The organism is Halopseudomonas sp. MFKK-1, assembly GCF_027474385.1.
Lineage (GTDB): Bacteria > Pseudomonadota > Gammaproteobacteria > Pseudomonadales > Pseudomonadaceae > Halopseudomonas > Halopseudomonas aestusnigri.
The window spans coordinates 2,975,931-2,992,528 of the sequence record NZ_CP114836.1; the positions used below are offsets into that span (position 1 = coordinate 2,975,931).

General features: G+C 58.6%; 13 protein-coding genes, 3 tRNA genes and 1 pseudogene. 12 read left to right on the plus strand and 5 right to left on the minus strand.

All coding sequences use genetic code 11. The features are described 5' to 3' along the window. Positions 1-1,056 carry a protein-glutamate methylesterase/protein-glutamine glutaminase gene (locus O5O48_RS13855; RefSeq protein WP_269687317.1) on the plus strand — a complete coding sequence of 352 codons (1,056 nt, stop codon included), beginning with the start codon at positions 1-3 and terminating at the stop codon, positions 1,054-1,056. Between the two features lie 17 nt (positions 1,057-1,073). Here O5O48_RS13855 and O5O48_RS13860 read toward each other — a convergent pair whose 3' ends face one another. Then, positions 1,074-1,751: a DUF4197 domain-containing protein gene (locus tag O5O48_RS13860; RefSeq protein WP_269687318.1), complete on the minus strand. Its 678-nt coding sequence runs from the start codon at positions 1,749-1,751 to the stop codon at positions 1,074-1,076. 292 nt (positions 1,752-2,043) lie between these two features. Here O5O48_RS13860 and O5O48_RS13865 point away from each other — a divergent pair, with 292 nt between their 5' ends. Next, a complete protein-coding gene (locus O5O48_RS13865; protein WP_088274190.1) occupies positions 2,044-2,310 on the plus strand; it encodes a DUF4212 domain-containing protein in 267 nt (88 codons plus the stop codon). 16 nt (positions 2,311-2,326) lie between these two features. Further along, positions 2,327-3,987 (plus strand): annotated as a pseudogene (locus O5O48_RS13870) (sodium:solute symporter family protein). Positions 3,988-4,047: 60 nt separating this feature from the next. Here O5O48_RS13870 and O5O48_RS13875 read toward each other — a convergent pair. From O5O48_RS13875 to O5O48_RS13885, 3 genes are all read right to left on the minus strand, one after another. Beyond that, entirely contained in the window at positions 4,048-5,292 is a 1,245-nt protein-coding gene (locus tag O5O48_RS13875; RefSeq protein ID WP_269687319.1) for an OmpP1/FadL family transporter, read from the minus strand. 135 nt (positions 5,293-5,427) lie between these two features. Then, positions 5,428-6,138 carry a 3'-5' exonuclease gene (locus tag O5O48_RS13880; RefSeq protein ID WP_228244864.1) on the minus strand — a complete coding sequence of 237 codons (711 nt, stop codon included), beginning with the start codon at positions 6,136-6,138 and terminating at the stop codon, positions 5,428-5,430. Continuing rightward, positions 6,135-8,069 carry a DUF294 nucleotidyltransferase-like domain-containing protein gene (locus O5O48_RS13885; protein ID WP_269687320.1) on the minus strand — a complete coding sequence of 645 codons (1,935 nt, stop codon included), beginning with the start codon at positions 8,067-8,069 and terminating at the stop codon, positions 6,135-6,137. Before O5O48_RS13885 ends, O5O48_RS13880 begins: the two co-directional genes overlap by 4 nt. Positions 8,070-8,363: 294 nt before the next feature. On the opposite strand from O5O48_RS13885, the gene gacA reads away from it, so the two are divergent. The 7 genes from gacA to O5O48_RS13920 all read left to right on the plus strand — a co-directional run bounded on the left by gacA (position 8,364) and on the right by O5O48_RS13920 (position 12,469). Beyond that, complete coding sequence (gene gacA / locus O5O48_RS13890) at positions 8,364-9,008, plus strand: response regulator transcription factor GacA (RefSeq protein ID WP_269687321.1); 645 nt, start codon at positions 8,364-8,366, stop codon at positions 9,006-9,008. After that, positions 9,005-10,837 (plus strand): excinuclease ABC subunit UvrC, encoded by a 1,833-nt coding sequence (uvrC, locus tag O5O48_RS13895; protein WP_269687322.1) that lies wholly within the window; start codon positions 9,005-9,007, stop codon positions 10,835-10,837. The genes gacA and uvrC overlap by 4 nt, the downstream gene beginning before the upstream one ends. 30 nt (positions 10,838-10,867) lie before the next feature. After that, positions 10,868-11,437, plus strand: coding sequence for a CDP-diacylglycerol--glycerol-3-phosphate 3-phosphatidyltransferase (gene pgsA / locus O5O48_RS13900; protein ID WP_269687323.1), 570 nt, complete (start codon positions 10,868-10,870; stop codon positions 11,435-11,437). 222 nt (positions 11,438-11,659) lie between these two features. Further along, positions 11,660-11,735, plus strand: a tRNA-Gly gene (locus O5O48_RS13905). A 47-nt stretch (positions 11,736-11,782) separates the two neighbouring features. After that, positions 11,783-11,856 (plus strand) — tRNA-Cys (locus tag O5O48_RS13910). 11 nt (positions 11,857-11,867) lie between these two features. Beyond that, positions 11,868-11,954: transfer RNA gene (locus tag O5O48_RS13915), tRNA-Leu, on the plus strand. A 341-nt stretch (positions 11,955-12,295) separates the two neighbouring features. Next, positions 12,296-12,469, plus strand: coding sequence for a hypothetical protein (locus O5O48_RS13920; protein WP_233049688.1), 174 nt, complete (start codon positions 12,296-12,298; stop codon positions 12,467-12,469). On the opposite strand, the gene O5O48_RS13925 is transcribed toward O5O48_RS13920, so the two are convergent. Next, complete coding sequence (locus tag O5O48_RS13925; RefSeq protein ID WP_269687324.1) at positions 12,466-13,590, minus strand: sensor domain-containing diguanylate cyclase; 1,125 nt, start codon at positions 13,588-13,590, stop codon at positions 12,466-12,468. The two genes, O5O48_RS13920 and O5O48_RS13925, sit on opposite strands and share 4 nt — an antisense overlap. 208 nt (positions 13,591-13,798) lie before the next feature. On the opposite strand from O5O48_RS13925, the gene O5O48_RS13930 reads away from it, so the two are divergent. Together O5O48_RS13930 and gorA are read left to right on the plus strand one after the other, a co-directional pair. Next, positions 13,799-15,169: a UDP-glucose dehydrogenase family protein gene (locus O5O48_RS13930; protein WP_269687325.1), complete on the plus strand. Its 1,371-nt coding sequence runs from the start codon at positions 13,799-13,801 to the stop codon at positions 15,167-15,169. Positions 15,170-15,230: 61 nt separating this feature from the next. Next, positions 15,231-16,595, plus strand: coding sequence for a glutathione-disulfide reductase (gorA, locus tag O5O48_RS13935; RefSeq protein ID WP_269687326.1), 1,365 nt, complete (start codon positions 15,231-15,233; stop codon positions 16,593-16,595). Positions 16,596-16,598 lie beyond the last annotated feature (3 nt).

Genomic DNA, 16,598 nt, shown 5'->3' on the forward strand with positions numbered 1-16,598 from the left:
ATGACGATATCGGTTCTGGTGGTCGATGATTCTGCGCTGATACGCCAGGTCCTCGGTGAGCTGATTCGGACCGCGCCAGGTTTCAGGTTGGTCGGGACCGCAAATGATGCCTACGCCGCGCGTGATCTGGTTAACCAGTTCGCGCCGGATGTGATCACCCTCGATATCGAGATGCCGCGGATGGATGGTCTGACCTTCCTGTCCAAGCTGATGAAAGCCAGGCCGACGCCGGTGGTGATGGTGTCTACGCTGACCGAGGATGGGGCTGACGCGACCCTGCGGGCACTTGAGCTGGGGGCGGTGGATTTTATTGCCAAACCCAAGCTGGATATCCGCAAGGGGCTGGAAGAGTACCGCGACACCTTGCTGGACAAACTCCGGGCCGCTGCGCAGGCTCGGGTGAAGCGGGCTGGCCCGGCCTCCAGCGGCAAGGCGGCCTTGCCCAAACAGATTGACTATCAGGGCACCGAGCATGTCATCGCCATTGGCGCATCCACTGGCGGTACCGAAGCTATTCGTGCGGTCCTCGAACGGCTGCCAGTGGGGATGCCGGGTATCGTGATGACCCAGCACATGCCGCCTGGTTTTACCACCTCCTACGCGGCCCGCCTTGACCGGCTTTCTCGCCTGCGGGTCCAGGAGGTAAAGGGTGGCGAACGGATTTTGCCAGGGCATGCGTATCTTGCGCCCGGTGACAGGCACCTGCTGGTCGAGCGTTACGGGGCGGATTTGGTGTGCAAGCTTTCTGACGCCGAGCCGGTGAACCGGCACAAGCCATCGGTCGATGTGATGTTCGACTCGGTGGCGCAGACCTGCGGTGCCAGCGCCACCGGCGTGTTGTTGACTGGAATGGGCAAGGATGGAGGGCAGGGGATGTTTACCATGCAGCAGCGCGGCGCGCTGACCATCGCTCAGGATGAGGACAGCTGTGTGGTGTTTGGGATGCCGAAGGAAGCGATTCGGCTAGGGGGCGTCACTGAGGTTCTGCCTCTAAATGACATCGCCGAACGCCTTGTTGCTCATGTCAAACAGGTAGGGCGTGGCAACCGGGTATAACGCCAGGCTGTCGCGCATTACAGAGCGCCGAATACCTTGCGTGCCATGCTGGTGGCCGCCGCTGCCGGGTTGCTGCGAATAGTTGCTTCCTGTTGGGCAATCATCTCGAACAGGCCGTCCAGCGCCTTTTCGGTGACGTAGGTCTCGACGCTGGTCGCGTTGGCGTCGACAACGCCAAACCCTGCTGCCTGAGAGGCAAATGCGTTGTATTGCTGGGCTACGCCAACCTGGTCGGTGGCCTGCTTTACCACCGGAAGGAACAGGGCGCGAATTTCTTCTCGGCTGCTGCGTTCGAGATACTGGGTTGCCGAGTCGTTACCGCCGGTGAGGACACTCTTGGCGTCTGTCAGGCTCATCCGGCTGATGGCGTTAACCAGAATGGATTGCGCCTGGGGCACCGCGGCCTCTGCGGCCTGATTCATGCTGTTTTCCAGCGCGATGATCTGGTTCCCCATTCCCATCATTTTCAGCGTGCGTGCAGCGCTACCCAACTTGCCGGGCAGTTCGATGCGCACATCCGGGTTGTTGCTGAACCCGCCGGGCTTGCCAAGTTCGCTGACGGCCAGCTGCGCGCCTTGGGTCAGCGCCTCCTTCATGGCGGTTGCGGTGTCCTGTTGGGTAAGGTCGGACAGCGACAACGCCATGGCCTGAGCCGAAAGAAACAGGCTGGTGAGCAACAAAGCAACGTGTTTCATGGCTGTCTCCGCTCCAGTGGTGTTCCTTCACTCTAGACGATGTCTGCCAGTGTGGGCGTTTTCCGTGTATTCAAGGCTTACTGCCCAGGGCGTGTCTTTAGTCTAATAGGTTGGTCATTTTTATTTCTTTATTTATTAAAGACAATAAAAATCAGTGCTTTATATTTATAAGTTTATGTGTTTTCAAGGTTATGTTTTGCGATCCTGAACGTCCGTTCTACCAAAGTCTTACTCTTCACCAGCGCATCCCGGTGCTACCGTTACTGGCGTAATAACAACAATGGAGACGCTAATGTCCATGTCAAAAGAAGAGGCAGCGCGCGGTTACTGGCGTGAAAACCTCAAACTCATGCTGACCCTGCTGGTCGTCTGGTTTGTGGTTTCCTTCGGTGCCGGCGTGCTGTTCGTAGACCAGCTCAACGCCATCCAGTTCTTCGGCTTCCCGCTGGGGTTCTGGTTTGCCCAGCAGGGTTCCATCTACGCCTTCGTGGTGCTCATCTTCGTGTACGTCTGGAAGATGAACCAGCTCGATCGCAAGTACGACTTCCACGAAGAATAAGAACAGGATCCCTGCGATGGATACCCAAACTCTGATCTATCTGTTCGTCGGCGCGACCTTCGCGCTGTATATCGCCATTGCCATCTGGTCTCGTGCGGGCAGCACCAGCGAGTACTACGTGGCGAGCAAGGGCGTGCACCCGATTGCCAACGGTATGGCTACCGGGGCTGACTGGATGTCTGCGGCATCCTTCATCTCCATGGCCGGTATCATTTCCTTCACCGGCTTCGATGGCTCGGTCTACCTGATGGGCTGGACCGGTGGCTATGTGCTGCTGGCTATGTGTCTGGCACCCTACCTGCGCAAGTTCGGCAAGTTTACCGTGCCGGAGTTTGTTGGCGAGCGGTACTACTCACAAACCGCGCGGGTGGTGGCGGTGATCTGTGTGATCTTCATTTCCTTTACCTACGTGGCAGGCCAGATGCGCGGTGTTGGCATCGTGTTCTCCCGTTACCTGGAAGTGGATATCAACACCGGCGTCGTGATCGGCATGGCCATCGTGTTCTTCTACGCCGTTCTCGGCGGCATGAAGGGCATCACCTATACCCAGGTGGCGCAATACTGCGTGATGATCTTCGCCTACATGGTTCCCGCCATCTACATCTCCATGCTGATTACCGGCAACCCGATCCCGCAACTGGGCTTTGGCAGCGAGGTTACCGGAACCGGGCAATCGGTGCTGGAACGCCTGAACGGTCTGGGCGCTGAGCTGGGTTTTGGGGCATACACTGACGGGTCCAAGTCGACCATTGACGTGTTCTTCATCACCATGGCGCTGATGGTTGGTACTGCCGGTCTGCCCCACGTTATCGTTCGTTTCTTCACCACACCGACCGTGCGTGATGCCCGTAAATCGGCCGGTTACGCGCTGCTGTTCATCGCGATTCTCTACACTACTGCGCCGGCGGTTGCTGCGTTTGCTCGCACCAATCTGCTGACCTCGGTGCCGAACGTCGCTTACGAACAGGTGCCGACCTGGCTCAAGACCTGGGAAAATGCCGGTCTGATCGCGTGGCAGGACAAGAACAACGATGGCGTGATTCAGTACGGCCCGGGCGCGCCGTTCGTTGGCGCTCCTAAGTTTACTGATGAGCGTGGTGCCAACGGTGAGCGTCTGATCAGCAACGAGCCGACTGCTGCTGCCACCGAGCTGTACGTGGACCGCGACATCATGGTTCTGGCCAACCCGGAAATTGCCGATCTGCCCGGTTGGGTGGTTGCGCTGATTGCAGCGGGTGGTCTGGCTGCGGCGCTGCCCGGGTTGCGGCGGGTGTCGCCATCGCCATTGCCGGTCTGTTCGGGATCTACCCACCGGCCTTCGTGGCGCAGGTGGTCGCCTTCGCGTTCGGCCTGGCGGCGGCCTCGTTCTTCCCGGTCATCGTCATGGGTATTTTCTCGAAGAAGATGAACAAGGAAGGCGCTATCGCGGGGATGATTGTCGGTCTGACCTTCACCTTCAGCTATATCGTCTACTACAAGTTCATCAACCCGACTGCGACCGCAGACGACTGGTGGTTCGGTATTTCTCCGGAAGGTATCGGTACCCTGGGTATGATCTTCAACTTCGTCGCTGCAGTACTGGTTGCATCCGTAACCAAGGCGCCGCCGGAGAAGATCCAGCACCTGATCGAGGATATTCGTATCCCGCGTGGAGCAGGCGCTGCGGTTGATCACTGATCAGCAGCACTGAAACAAAAACGCCCCGCATCATGCGGGGCGTTTTTTATTGCCTGTCGATCAGAAGCGCCAGGTGGCCTGAGTTGCCAGGCCGTGTGCCTGGTTGCGGAACTCGGCGGTGTAGTCCGCGGTGTTGATCTCACCCTTGGCTTCACGCAGGTAGGAGTACGCGATATCCAGCGTCAGGTCTGGTGTAACATCCCAGCCGGCGCCTACCGAGAAGACCTTGCGGTCCGATACCGGGATACGCACGGTGCGGTGGGTGTCGTTGGTTGGTGACGGATCGGACGTGAAGCCGGCACGCAGAACCCATTGCGGGTTCAGTTGGTAGGATGCACCAACCGCCCAGGAGACGATGTCGTCCCACTTCATTTGTTCTTCAATGCTGCCGAAGTTAGGCTGGTAGGGTGCCAGCAAACCGCTGTTCTCAACCACGATCTTGTCCAGACGGCTCCAGCGGGTCCAGGTGCTGCCGGCGTAAACGGTCCAACGGTCATCCAGTTCCCAGGTGATGGAGGTGTCGATCGATTCGGGCATGGTGATGTCCAGCGCGGCGTCGTAGCTGCCGTCAGGCCCGATTTGCGGGTTGAAGCCGCTGAACCGAGTGCGGCCTTCGAGGCCGAAGTCGATGGCCGAGTGGTAAGTCAGGCCCCAGCGCACCTGATCGGTAACCTGCACCAGCACCCCAGCGTTGAAGCCGTAGCCGGTGTCATCACCCTTGATGTTGACTTTGGCATCGCTGCCCAGCGCCGCAAGCGGTTGGCTGGTCAATTTGCCACTGATACGGTTGATGGTCGGGCCAAAGCCGACGGATACACGGTCGTTGACCTGGTAGCTCAGAGTGGGCTGCAGGGTAACGACCTGAACCATGCTATACAGACCATGCGAGCGTCCCTGGAAGCCTTTCTCATAATCGCTGATCACGCCGAAGGGGGCGTAAACGCCGATGCCGGCGTGCCAGTGGTCGTTCAGCGGGGTTACCAGGTAGGCGAACGGAATGGTTGCCGTCGGAACCATGTCGCCCTTATTGGTGCCCGAGGCGAAACCCTGAGCGTCATCAATATCGGTAGAAGCGAAAATGGTAGCAAAGCCACCACTGACCTCGGTTCTGTCCAGCCTGGACATGCCGGCCGGGTTACCAAACAGGGTGCTGGCGTCTTCGGCGGCGGATGAGCGTCCTGCAAATCCAGTTCCCATGCCGCTGGCGCTTTGTTCGTTGATGCTCAGGCCATTGGCGCTGACGCTGCTGGCGGCGAGGGTGACGGCCAAGGCAACAGATGACTTCAGCCAGGCGTGTCTGTTCATGGAATGCTCCGGATAGGGATGGGTGATTCGGTGAGGGCGCGCACGCTATCAAGAATCAGTGCCATTTGCCAGAGCTGCTTGTCGATAAAAGCGGATTTAGTGGCGCAAAATGACGGCAAAATACCGGTTGTCGCGCTACATCGCGCCGATTCGAGCCTGTCGCAAGCGGCGCCAGTGACGCAGGCGGGAATCCAGGTCTGCCAGGGTTTCAAGTTTTTCCCGGCGTGCCAGTGACAACAGAATCAGCATCAACTCGGCCGTTGCCAGTGCATCAGCAGCAGCATGATGACGTTGCTGATTGACGACCTTGAAGTGCTGTTGCCACTCGTCGAGGCTTTGCCTGCGCCCCCCGGCAGGGCAGAGCATGGGGGCCAGCTCGGCAACATCAACAAAGCGGTGTCGCAACCGGTGGCCCAGCTCGTCACGCAGGCCGCGCTGCAGCATGCGATGGTCGAAGGCGGCATGGAAGGCCACGAAGATGCAGGTGCCGGCAAAGTCCATGAAGTCCAGCAGGGCGTCAGCAGGCGCTACGCCGTCTGCCACCGCACTGGGGGCGATGCCGTGAATCAGTACCGACTCGGTAACACGGTGGTTTTCCTGGTAGAGGGTGCATTCGTACTGGCTGCCCAGGTCAATCAGGCCATGTTCGATCACCACTGCGCCGACCGACAGAATACGGTCGCGGTTGACGTTCAGCCCGCTGGTCTCCAGATCCACCACCACAAAGCGACAATCATCCAGCGGGGTATCATCCAGTGGTTGCGGGGCAGGCAGTGCGTCGAGCCGCTGCTGCTGTGCTGGCGATAGCCCGCGGCGGCGAATGCCCAGCCAGGAGAGAGGGTTCACAGGTTATACCTCAAGGCCAGACTGGCCTGCAGCCGCTTGGCCTGGCGGAACGATTCACGAAGAATGCGACGGTCGAGCTGGTTGAGCGTGTCCGGGTCCAGCCGGTTGCTGAATGTCTTGCCATCGCGTTCCTGCTGCTGGTGCTGCTGCATCCGTACCAACTGAATGAACTGATAGCCCTCGATATAGGCGTCGGCATCCTGGGGGTCGAGCACCCTGCGTTCGCGCAGTTGCTGCAGGCGCTCAAGGGTGTTTGTGACGCTGATACCATTGGCCAGTGCCAGCAGTCGGGCGCCATCCACAAAGGGACTCAACCCCTGCACCTTGGTATCCAGCGTGTCTTTCTCGGCGCCGCTGCGCGCCACTACAAAGTCACGCAGGCGGCCAATAGGTGGCCGGTTGAGCAGGGCGTTTTGCGCCATCTGCTGTTGGAACAGCGTGTTGCCGCCGATCTGGCGCAAGACTTCGGCAAAGAGCTGTTCCGGGCCGCGTTTATCGCCCCATACGACCCGGAAATCGAAATAAATCGAAGAGCTAAGGAGGTTGGCCGGCGTGGTGCTGCGTACCAGACGTGAAAACTTGTCCCGCCATTCCTGGGCGGACAGACACAGCTCCGGATTGCTGGCCATGATGTTGCCCTTGCACAGGGTAAAGCCGCATTCGGCGAGTGCATTATTGATATGGCGGGCCAGCGGCAGCAGACGTTCGCGGTGCGCATCGGCCTCTGCGCCCGATGCTGCGCTGAACAGCATGCCGTTATCCTGATCGGTATGCAGGGTCTGCTCCTGGCGTCCTTCGCTGCCAAAGCACAGCCAACTGAACGGTATACCAGGATCGCCGTGTTCCTCCAGGCTGAGCTCGATGACACGACACACCGTGTGATCGTTGAACAGGGTGATGATGCGGGTGATCTGCCCGGAGGATGCGCCGTGTGCCAGCATGCTGTCGACCAACTGGTGAATGTCGCTGCGCAAGTCACGCAGCCGTTGGATGCTTTCGGCCTGACGCAGCGTGCGGGCCAGGTGCACCAGGTTGACCCGTTGCAGCGAGAACAGGTCCCGCTCGGAGACAACGCCAACCAGCTTGCCATCATCGACCAGACAGATGTGTGCAATATGCCGTCTGGTCATCGCGATGGCTGCGTCGAACGCGCTGGCGGAGGAGGGGAGCGCAGCTGGTTGCGGTGTCATCACGGTCGCAATGCTGTTGTTCAGGTCAGCGGCATCATTGGCAATCAGTGCGCGCAGGTCGCGCAGAGTGAAAATACCCGCCGGCGCCTGCTGCGGATCTATGATGACGATACTGCCGACCCCGGCTTCATGCATCTGCTTGACTGCATTGCGAATGCTGGTCTCTGGTGGGCAGCAGATAGGTTCGCGCCCGATCAGGCTGTCCAGCCTGGTATCCAGGGAGTAATGCGCTCCCAGGGTTTCGCTCGCCTGTTTCTGAGCCTGTTGATTCACCTGTTCAAGCAGGCTGCTGACACCGCGCAGGGCGAAGTCCCTGAACGGCATTGACTGGCTGAAAAGGGTAACGAAGTCGTCGCGGTTGATCGTCAGACAGAAACTGTCCTCTGCTGCGCGGTGAAGGGTGCGCGTAGCCCGCTCCCCCAGAAGGGCCGCCAGCGGAAAGCACTCGCCGGTACCGATTTCAAATGTGGTATCGGGCTCGTCGTTGCCGGAGATTACGCGTTCACCGCGAATCAAACCCTGCTTGACGATGAAGAAGTGTTGAACGGGGCCATCCTGGGGCTGGAGAATGGGGTCGCCAGCGGCAAAAAAACGCAGCTGGGCGTGCTCCACCAGCCAAGCCAGATGACCCTGCTCCATCAGATTAAAGGGCGGGTAGCCAAGCAGAAAGCCGATGATGCCCTGAATGTTCTGCATGACCGCTGTTTTGCCGGCCTGGGTAAACTTGTCGTTTTGGTTCATGGGCTATGCGCCTGTTGTTTGCCGCCAGTGTTGCGTGCAGTACCCAAAACGTCCATCAGACCATGGTAGCTGAGTCATTGGACAGGTACCGGCAGTTCGCGCAGCTGGACAAGTGATTTCATCTGGCTGGTCGTTTTGGTATCGTTGCGCCTAAAACACGTCGATCATTGTCTGACAGAGCATTTCCTTGTCGGGCAGGATGGTGCGTTCGCCCATTATAGTAAGGCTGCGTGTCGGGATGCTGCCTCCGCTCCCGGTGGGATAGCTCGGTTCGGTTTGTTCAAGGGGTAGGACTTGATCAAGGTACTGGTAGTCGATGACCACGACCTGGTGCGCACAGGCATCAGTCGCATGCTGAGCGATGTCCCGGGCCTGTCTGTCATAGGCGAGGCCGATAGCGGAGAGACTGCCGTTGTTCGCGCCCGCGAGCTTAAGCCTGACGTCATCCTGATGGACGTGCGCATGCCGGGTATCGGTGGCCTTGAAGCTACCCGCAAGCTGGTCCAGCATGACAAGCACATAAAGGTGATTGCCGTAACCGTTTGCGACGAAGAGCCCTTTCCGACGCGTCTGATGCAGGCTGGGGCCGCCGGTTACGTTACCAAGGGGGCGGCGCTGGACGAAATGGTGACGGCAATACGCCAGGTTCACGCCGGACTGCGCTACATCAGCCCTGATATTGCGCAACAACTTGCCCTGAAGCAGTTCAACCCGGGCGGCAATTCGCCCTTTGATTGCCTTTCCGAGCGCGAGATGCAGATCGCCTTGATGATTGTCAATTGCGAGAAGGTGCAAAGCATTTCCGACAAGCTTTGCCTCAGTCCGAAAACCGTCAACACCTATCGCTATCGCATTTTCGAGAAGCTGGGCATCACCAGTGATGTCGAGTTGACCCTGCTGGCGGTGCGCCACGGCATGGTTGATCCGTCCCGACAGTGAGCAGCTCACCCGTATTCGATGCCAAGGCCTTTCTGGCCTCGGCCAGCAGCAAGCCCGGCGTGTATCGCATGTTCGATGCCGACGGCGAACTTCTGTATGTCGGCAAGGCCGGCAATCTGAAAAAGCGCCTGTCCAGCTATTTCCGCAAGACCGGGCTCAGCCCCAAGACCGAAGCGCTGGTCGCCCGCATTCAGCAGATCGATACCACGATCACAGGTAATGAAACCGAAGCGCTGTTGCTGGAACAGAGCCTGATCAAGGCTAACCGTCCGCCTTACAATATTCTGCTGCGGGATGACAAATCCTACCCTTACGTGTTTCTCTCCAGTAACGATGACTTTCCTCGGCTGGGCCTGCACCGTGGCAGCAAGCGCGCCAAGGGCCGTTATTTCGGCCCGTATCCGAGCGCCGGTGCCATTCGCGAGAGCCTCAACCTGCTGCAAAAAACCTTTCTCGTGCGTCAATGCGAGGACAGTTATTACCGTAACCGCACGCGGCCCTGCCTGCAGTATCAGATCAAACGCTGCAAGGCGCCGTGCGTTGGGCTGGTCGATGCGGCGGAGTATGCCGAGGACGTTCGCCATTCGGTCATGTTTCTGGAAGGACGCAGCAACGCGCTCAACGACGAACTGACCGCGGCGATGGAGAAGGCAGCCACCGCACTGGATTTTGAGCGGGCCGCTGAATTGCGTGACCAGATCGCCTTGCTGCGCCGGGTGCAGGATCAGCAGAGCATCGACACCGAGCAGGGGAGCGCCGATATTGTTGCCGCAGCGGTCGCCCCGGGTGGCGCCTGTGTGCACGTCATCATGGTGCGAAACGGTCGAGTGCTTGGCAGCAAGAACCATTTCCCGCGGGTGCCGATCGAGCAGCAGCCTGGTGAGGTGCTCGCTGCGTTTTTGCCGCAGTATTACCTGGGCAGTGCCGAGCGCGAGGTGCCGGCGGAAATTATCGTTAACGCCGAGCACGAGGACTTTGCTGTCATTACCCGTGTGTTGAGCGAGGCGCGCGGCTTCAACGTCAGCATCAGTCCGCGGGTACGTGGTACTCGGCGACGTTGGCAGGAGTTGGCAAGCAGTAATGCCGAGCAGTCACTGGCCAGCCTCCTGAGCAACCGTCAGCATGTCCAGCAACGATTTGAAGCCTTGCAGCAGGCGCTGCAGCTTGACGACATGCCGACGCGGCTGGAGTGCTACGACATCAGCCACTCCAGCGGAGAGGCGACGGTCGCTTCCTGTGTGGTGTTTGGGCCCGAGGGGCCGATCAAGAGCGACTACCGCCGCTTCAATATCGAAGGTGTTACCGCAGGCGACGACTATGCGGCAATGCATCAGGCTCTGATGCGCCGTTTCTCGCGGATCAAGGACGGTGAGGGCAAGATGCCGGATATCCTGCTGGTCGATGGCGGCAAGGGCCAGATGAACATGGCGCGTGATGTGCTGCAGGAGCTGGCTATCCATGATCTGACGCTGGTTGGCGTTGCCAAGGGTGTAACGCGCAAGGCAGGCATGGAAACCCTGTTCCTCAACACCCCGGACAATGAACTGGTATTGCCCGGTCACTCGCCTGCGCTGCACCTGATCCAGCATATTCGTGACGAGGCACACCGTTTTGCGATCACTGGCCACCGCCAACGGCGGGGTAAGGCCAGAACCAGTTCCAGTCTTGAAGGTATCGCGGGCGTCGGCCCCAAGCGCAGACGAGAGCTGCTTAAACATTTCGGCGGTCTTCAGGAGTTGAAGCGCGCCAGCGCAGCCGAAATTGCCAAAGTACCGGGGATCAGTAAAAAACTCGCAGAACAGATTTATGCTGTTCTGCATAGCGATTAGAATGGCCTTTCGTCCAAGGCTGCGGAACCCATGAACATTCCAAATATCCTGACCCTGCTCCGGGTCGCGCTGATACCCATTTTTATCCTGCTGTTTTACATGCCGTTTCACTGGAGCTACCTTGCGGCAGCACTGGTCTTTACCATGGCCAGCGTGACCGATTGGCTGGATGGCTATCTCGCGCGAAAACTGCAGCAAAGCACACCATTTGGGGCTTTTCTGGACCCGGTTGCTGACAAGCTCATGGTAGTTATCGCGTTGGTCCTGCTGGTTCAGCACCATGCCAACTTCTGGGTTACCGCTCCGGCCGCCATCATCATCGGTCGTGAACTGGTGATTTCTGCATTGCGTGAGTGGATGGCGGAAATGGGCGCGCGAGCACATGTCGCGGTGTCCAAGCTCGGGAAGTACAAAACAGCGCTGCAGATGGTGGCGCTGGTTGTGTTGCTGGCCAACCCCCCGGAGCTTACGCTGTGGGTTATTGTGGGCTACATATTGCTGGCGATGTCGGCGGTGCTGACCTTGTGGTCCATGGTGGTCTATCTGATCGCGGCATGGCCCCATCTGCGCCCGGACAGTGATCAAAATTCCTCCAAATAACTTTTTTTGAATCAATAACTTGACAGGCCGGCGCAGATGGATAGAATGAGCGCCGTCCGATGCAGTGAGCAGTCTGGCAATCTCAGGCAGCAAGCGTTAAGGCATTGCAAGGCATTTAGCGGGATCAGCTCAGATGTTAGAGCACGACCTTCCGAGGTCGGGGCGGGGCGCGTAGCTTCGCGAGGTCTCGCGACCAGATGGTCAAGTAGTAAAGGTTTTTAAGCGGGAATAGCTCAGTTGGTAGAGCACGACCTTGCCAAGGTCGGGGTCGCGAGTTCGAGTCTCGTTTCCCGCTCCAGTTTTTGTTGCGCTGACGTCATCCACAGCGCAGCGTATCTCTTTTGAGGCCGGGTGGCAGAGTGGTCATGCAGCGGATTGCAAATCCGTGTACGCCGGTTCGATTCCGACCTCGGCCTCCAACTTTTCTTTCGCCCGGATGGCGAAATTGGTAGACGCAAGGGACTTAAAATCCCTCGACCTTTAGGTCGTGCCGGTTCGACCCCGGCTCCGGGCACCAGTTTCCATGCGGGCTTGCGTGATACGTAAAAACCTCCTCTGATCTGTAAGCCGGTTGCGGTCCTTGATGGTTTGCACTCCTTTTCTGTTCTCGTTATTGCGTCCCTATGTCGATGCGTTTGCGCGAGCGTTCATCTGCGCATGTTCGAGTTAATCGGTCATTTGCGCACTAGCCAATCTGATTTACTCCCGTTGCCAAAACCTTTCTCAGCGAATTGCGTTTCACGCTTTGCGCTCTCCGCAAGATTGCGTTTGCACAACCTCCTGTCAGCTGATGTGAATCAGGATTGCCGGGGTTTGTCCTGCGATATACTCCCAACAAATCAACGCAGGAGAGCGCGCATGAGCGGTGAACAGTTCTGGGTCACGGTAGCCATCTTTACGTTGGGGGTCCTGCTTATCGGTGGCGGCTTCTCTCGCTCACAAACGCCGACCGGCATGGCGTTGATCTGGGGTGGTGCGCTCTGCATGCTGGCTCTGGTTTTCTACTATATTCCCCGAAGCGTTGCGCTCTAATCGGTCGCAGGGATCTGCGAGCGTATTTCCCCGCTATAGGCAACCACTCGGTTACGCCCGCTTTTTTTGGCCTGATAGAGTGCGATATCTGCGCACCTAAGCAATTTGTCTGCATCCTCAGCCTGCTCGGGAAAGCTCGCGACACCGGCGGACAAGGTTGCGCTGATCTGCTGGCCTTGCCACCGAGCGCCGGCATCGGAAAACCCTCTGGCATATTCCTCGGCACGAGCTGCTGCGGTGGCACAGTCGGTGTCCGGCAGTGCAATTAAAAATTCCTCCCCGCCAAACCGGCAAATAATGTCACTGCCGCGAGAGTTGCGTTTGAGCAGGTCAGCCAGTGATATCAGTAGTTGATCGCCAGCCTGGTGACCGTAGGTGTCGTTGACTGATTTGAAGTGATCGATGTCGATCAGAATTAGTGCCAGGGAGGTTCCGTGGCGTCTGCAGTAGCTCAACTCTCTTGCAATGGTGACGTCGAAGTAGCGGCGGTTGTATGTGCCGGTGAGCGGGTCCCGGTCGGCGAGCTCGCGCAGCTGGTTCTGCAACTCGGTGTTCTCCTGCAGTTGCTGCTGGAGTGCCCGGTTGACCTGCTGCAACGTCTCCTGGCTTTCGTGCAGTTGATCGCGTGCTTCGCGGATGCGCTGATTTCGCGTAAATGCCACGTTACCGACCATCATCAGATAAAGACTCAGACCGGTGATGCAGAGGAGGTTGGATATCCAGTTGCTGTACAGCGTGAGGTGCAAAGGCTGCAGCCAGGCCGAGAAGGCGATGCCGCAAGCTAGCGCGAAGAGCGACTGCAATAGCCCTCTGGGCCCGCGAAACACCATAAGGTTAATGGTGACGCCCATTAGCATGGTGTAGCTCAGCCACAGGGGGAAGCCAAGCCAGCCTATCCAGACTCCAAACAGCACAGAATCACATAACAGACTATTCAGCTCTGTTGCCAGGGGAGCGTCAGAGCGCCTTGCTCGCAGGTACATCAGGTGTGGATACAGCAGGAACTGGAGAGCAAGCAGTGTCCAGGCGAGCCATCCATGCTCAAGCCCTGCAAAGTGAACTCCGATGGCCGCGAACAGCAGTGCGAACGAGCCGGTACGATTGCGGTAATTGAGTTGCACGATCCAGTGCGAATTTTCCGGCGTAGTGCCTTTCATGGGGTCTGCCGCTGGTGGAGTGTCCTGCACCGATTGTAGCCTGCACGTTGCCATGGGGGTAGGGCGTGTCGTGGTAACAATGCTGGCACGTCATCAAGGCTTAACCTTGGAGTAATCCGTCTGTCACGCCGTCATGGCGCAATCCTCGTTGCACATCATTGAGGAGACGGGTATGCAGATCACGGTTATTGGATGCGGCTATGTTGGTTTGGTGACGGCTGCCTGTTTTGCCGAAATGGGTAATCGGGTTGCGTGCGTGGATGCTGATGAGGAGCGTATTGCGGCGCTTCAGCGTGGAGTATCACCGATCTACGAACCCGGAATAGAAGGGTTGCTGCAGACCAATCAGCGTGCGGGACGGCTGACGTTGCACCCTCAACTGGGCCCAGGGCTCAGCCACAGTGACGTTGTCTTCATTGCGGTTGGCACACCTCCGGCGCTGGACGGCTCTGCCGACATATCCCAAATTCTTGGGGTGGCAGCGCAGCTCGGGGCGCTCTTGGACAGCCCGTCCATCGTTGTCTGCAAATCAACGGCGCCGGTTGGTACGGCCTGCCGGGTGCAAGCGATTCTAGACCAGCTTTGCCAGCGCCGAGGGTTGGGCTGGCAGCATCGTGTGGTGAGTAATCCGGAGTTTCTCAAGGAGGGGGCCGCCATCGACGACTTCATGCGGCCTGACCGGATTATCCTCGGTACCGAGGATGCCGGCGCCGAGCGAACCATGCGCCAACTGTATGAGCCGTTTGTCCGCAACCATGACCGCATTCTTTGCATGCCGCGGCGTGCGGCGGAAATGACCAAGTACGTGGCCAATACCTTCCTGGCGACCAAGATTTCGTTTATCAATGAAGTCGCCAGCCTGTGCGAGCTGCTTGGTGTCGACGTAGAGGAGGTGCGCAAGGGGATTGGTGCTGATCCGCGTATCGGCCACCATTTCATTTATGCCGGTTGTGGCTATGGCGGATCGTGCTTCCCGAAGGACATCCGCGCGCTGCTGCACATGGCGCGGGAGCATGATACGGAGTTGCCGATTCTGACCGCTGTTGAACAGCGAAACCAGGCGCAGAAGGGCTGGCCGCTGCGCATGTTGCGCAAGGTCTATGGTGAGCGTTTGACCGGTTGTACCGTCGCTGTTTGGGGGCTGTCGTTCAAACCTGGCACTGATGATATTCGCGATGCGCCCAGTCGCGAGCTGATTGATGAGTTGCTGGCCGCCGGCACGATGGTGAAGGCGTTTGATCCGGTAGCCGGTGACAACATCGCCCGAGCCTATCCGGCAGCTATTGCAAGGGGTCAGCTGCAATTGTTCTCCGACCCCTATGTCGCGCTAAACCAAGCTGATGCGTTGGCGCTGTTGACCGAGTGGAAGCAGTTTCGGCAGCCGGATTTCGCACTCATGGCCCAACTCATGCGTGCACCTGTCATCATTGATGGCCGAAACCAGTACGATCCGGCAGTGGTCGGAGCGCACGGCTTTCGTCATCTTGGTGTCGGCCGCTTGCCGGTAGACGCGCCTGCGCCACTGCTGCGCAAGGTAGTCTGAGCCAATGCCTGTTTTGGGGTATGCTTGAGCAATTACTCAAGTCCAGGCAGGAATACAGCCCATGTCCCAGTATGATTTTGATCTCTTCGTTATTGGCGCCGGCTCCGGCGGTGTGCGTGCCAGTCGAATGGCAGCAGGATTCGGAGCCAGGGTGGCTGTAGCCGAGGATCGCTATCTGGGCGGGACCTGCGTCAACGTAGGCTGCGTGCCGAAGAAGCTGTTTTCCTATGCGGCACATTTTGCCGAGGACATTGCCGACGCGGCCGGGTATGGCTGGGATGTTGCTGCCCCCGGTTTCGATTGGCCGCGTCTGGTCGCCAACAAGAATGCCGAGATCAGTCGGTTGAACGGCATCTACCGCAACCTGTTGCTATCCGCTGGCGTGCAGTTGATTGAAGGACGGGCAAGATTCATCGACTCGCATCACGTAGAGGTAGATGGTCGGCGTTACAGTGCCGAGCGTGTTCTGATTGCAACAGGAGGGTGGCCGCACGTGCCGGACTTCCCGGGCAACGAGCACGTTATCAGTTCCAACGAGGTGTTCTTCCTCGATGAGCTGCCAAAACGGGTGCTGGTCGTTGGGGGTGGCTATATTGCCATCGAGTTTGCCGGCATTTTCCATGGTCTTGGTTGCGAAACTACCCAGCTCTATCGTGGGGAGCTGTTCCTGCGCGGCTTTGATCGCAGCGTGCGGGAACACATGGCCTCTGTGCTCGCCGAGAAGGGAGTCAGGCTGCGGTTCAACGGCGACGTCGCCCGCATTGAGCGTAATGCTGATCAGTCACTGAGCGTGACCCTCGCCAGTGGTGAGCAGATGGAAACGGATCTGGTGCTCTATGCCACGGGGCGGCGCGCGCACACCGATGATCTGGGGCTGGAACACACAGGTGTGGAGCTGGACGATAAAGGCAACATTCGGGTGGATGAGCACTACCAGACTACCGACCCGGCGGTGCTGGCGATTGGGGATGTGACCGGCACCGTGCAGTTAACACCGGTGGCGTTGGCGGAAGGCATGGCGCTGGCGCGTCGGTTGTATCGGCCGGAGGAGTATGTACCGGTTGACTATAACGACATTCCGACGGCGGTGTTCTGCATTCCCAATATCGCGACGCTTGGTCTATCGGAAGAGCAAGCCCGTGCCGATGGGCATCGTCTGCGTATCTATGAAAGCCGTTTTCGTGCCATGCGCAACACTCTGGCTGGCCGCAGCGAGCAGAGTCTGATGAAACTGGTGGTCGACAAGGACACCGATCGGGTGCTCGGGGTGCATATGGTCGGGCCCGAGGCGGGCGAGATCGTGCAGGGGCTGGCGGTTGCGATCAAGGCAGGCGCAACCAAGGCGGTGTTCGATGCCACGCTGGGTATTCATCCCACAGCAGCCGAGGAGTTTGTGACCATGCGCACTCCCAGTCGAGAGGATTGATCA

What these genes read in the sequence shown, in the direction of transcription:
- O5O48_RS13855 (WP_269687317.1), top strand. Translation starts at nt 1, where the DNA reads ATGACGATATCGGTTCTGGTGGTCGATGATTCTGCGCTGATACGCCAG.
- O5O48_RS13860 (WP_269687318.1), bottom strand. Translation starts at nt 1,751, where the DNA reads ATGAAACACGTTGCTTTGTTGCTCACCAGCCTGTTTCTTTCGGCTCAG.
- O5O48_RS13865 (WP_088274190.1), top strand. Translation starts at nt 2,044, where the DNA reads ATGTCCATGTCAAAAGAAGAGGCAGCGCGCGGTTACTGGCGTGAAAAC.
- O5O48_RS13875 (WP_269687319.1), bottom strand. Translation starts at nt 5,292, where the DNA reads ATGAACAGACACGCCTGGCTGAAGTCATCTGTTGCCTTGGCCGTCACC.
- O5O48_RS13885 (WP_269687320.1), bottom strand. Translation starts at nt 8,069, where the DNA reads ATGAACCAAAACGACAAGTTTACCCAGGCCGGCAAAACAGCGGTCATG.
- pgsA (WP_269687323.1), top strand. Translation starts at nt 10,868, where the DNA reads ATGAACATTCCAAATATCCTGACCCTGCTCCGGGTCGCGCTGATACCC.
- O5O48_RS13920 (WP_233049688.1), top strand. Translation starts at nt 12,296, where the DNA reads ATGAGCGGTGAACAGTTCTGGGTCACGGTAGCCATCTTTACGTTGGGG.
- O5O48_RS13930 (WP_269687325.1), top strand. Translation starts at nt 13,799, where the DNA reads ATGCAGATCACGGTTATTGGATGCGGCTATGTTGGTTTGGTGACGGCT.
- gorA (WP_269687326.1), top strand. Translation starts at nt 15,231, where the DNA reads ATGTCCCAGTATGATTTTGATCTCTTCGTTATTGGCGCCGGCTCCGGC.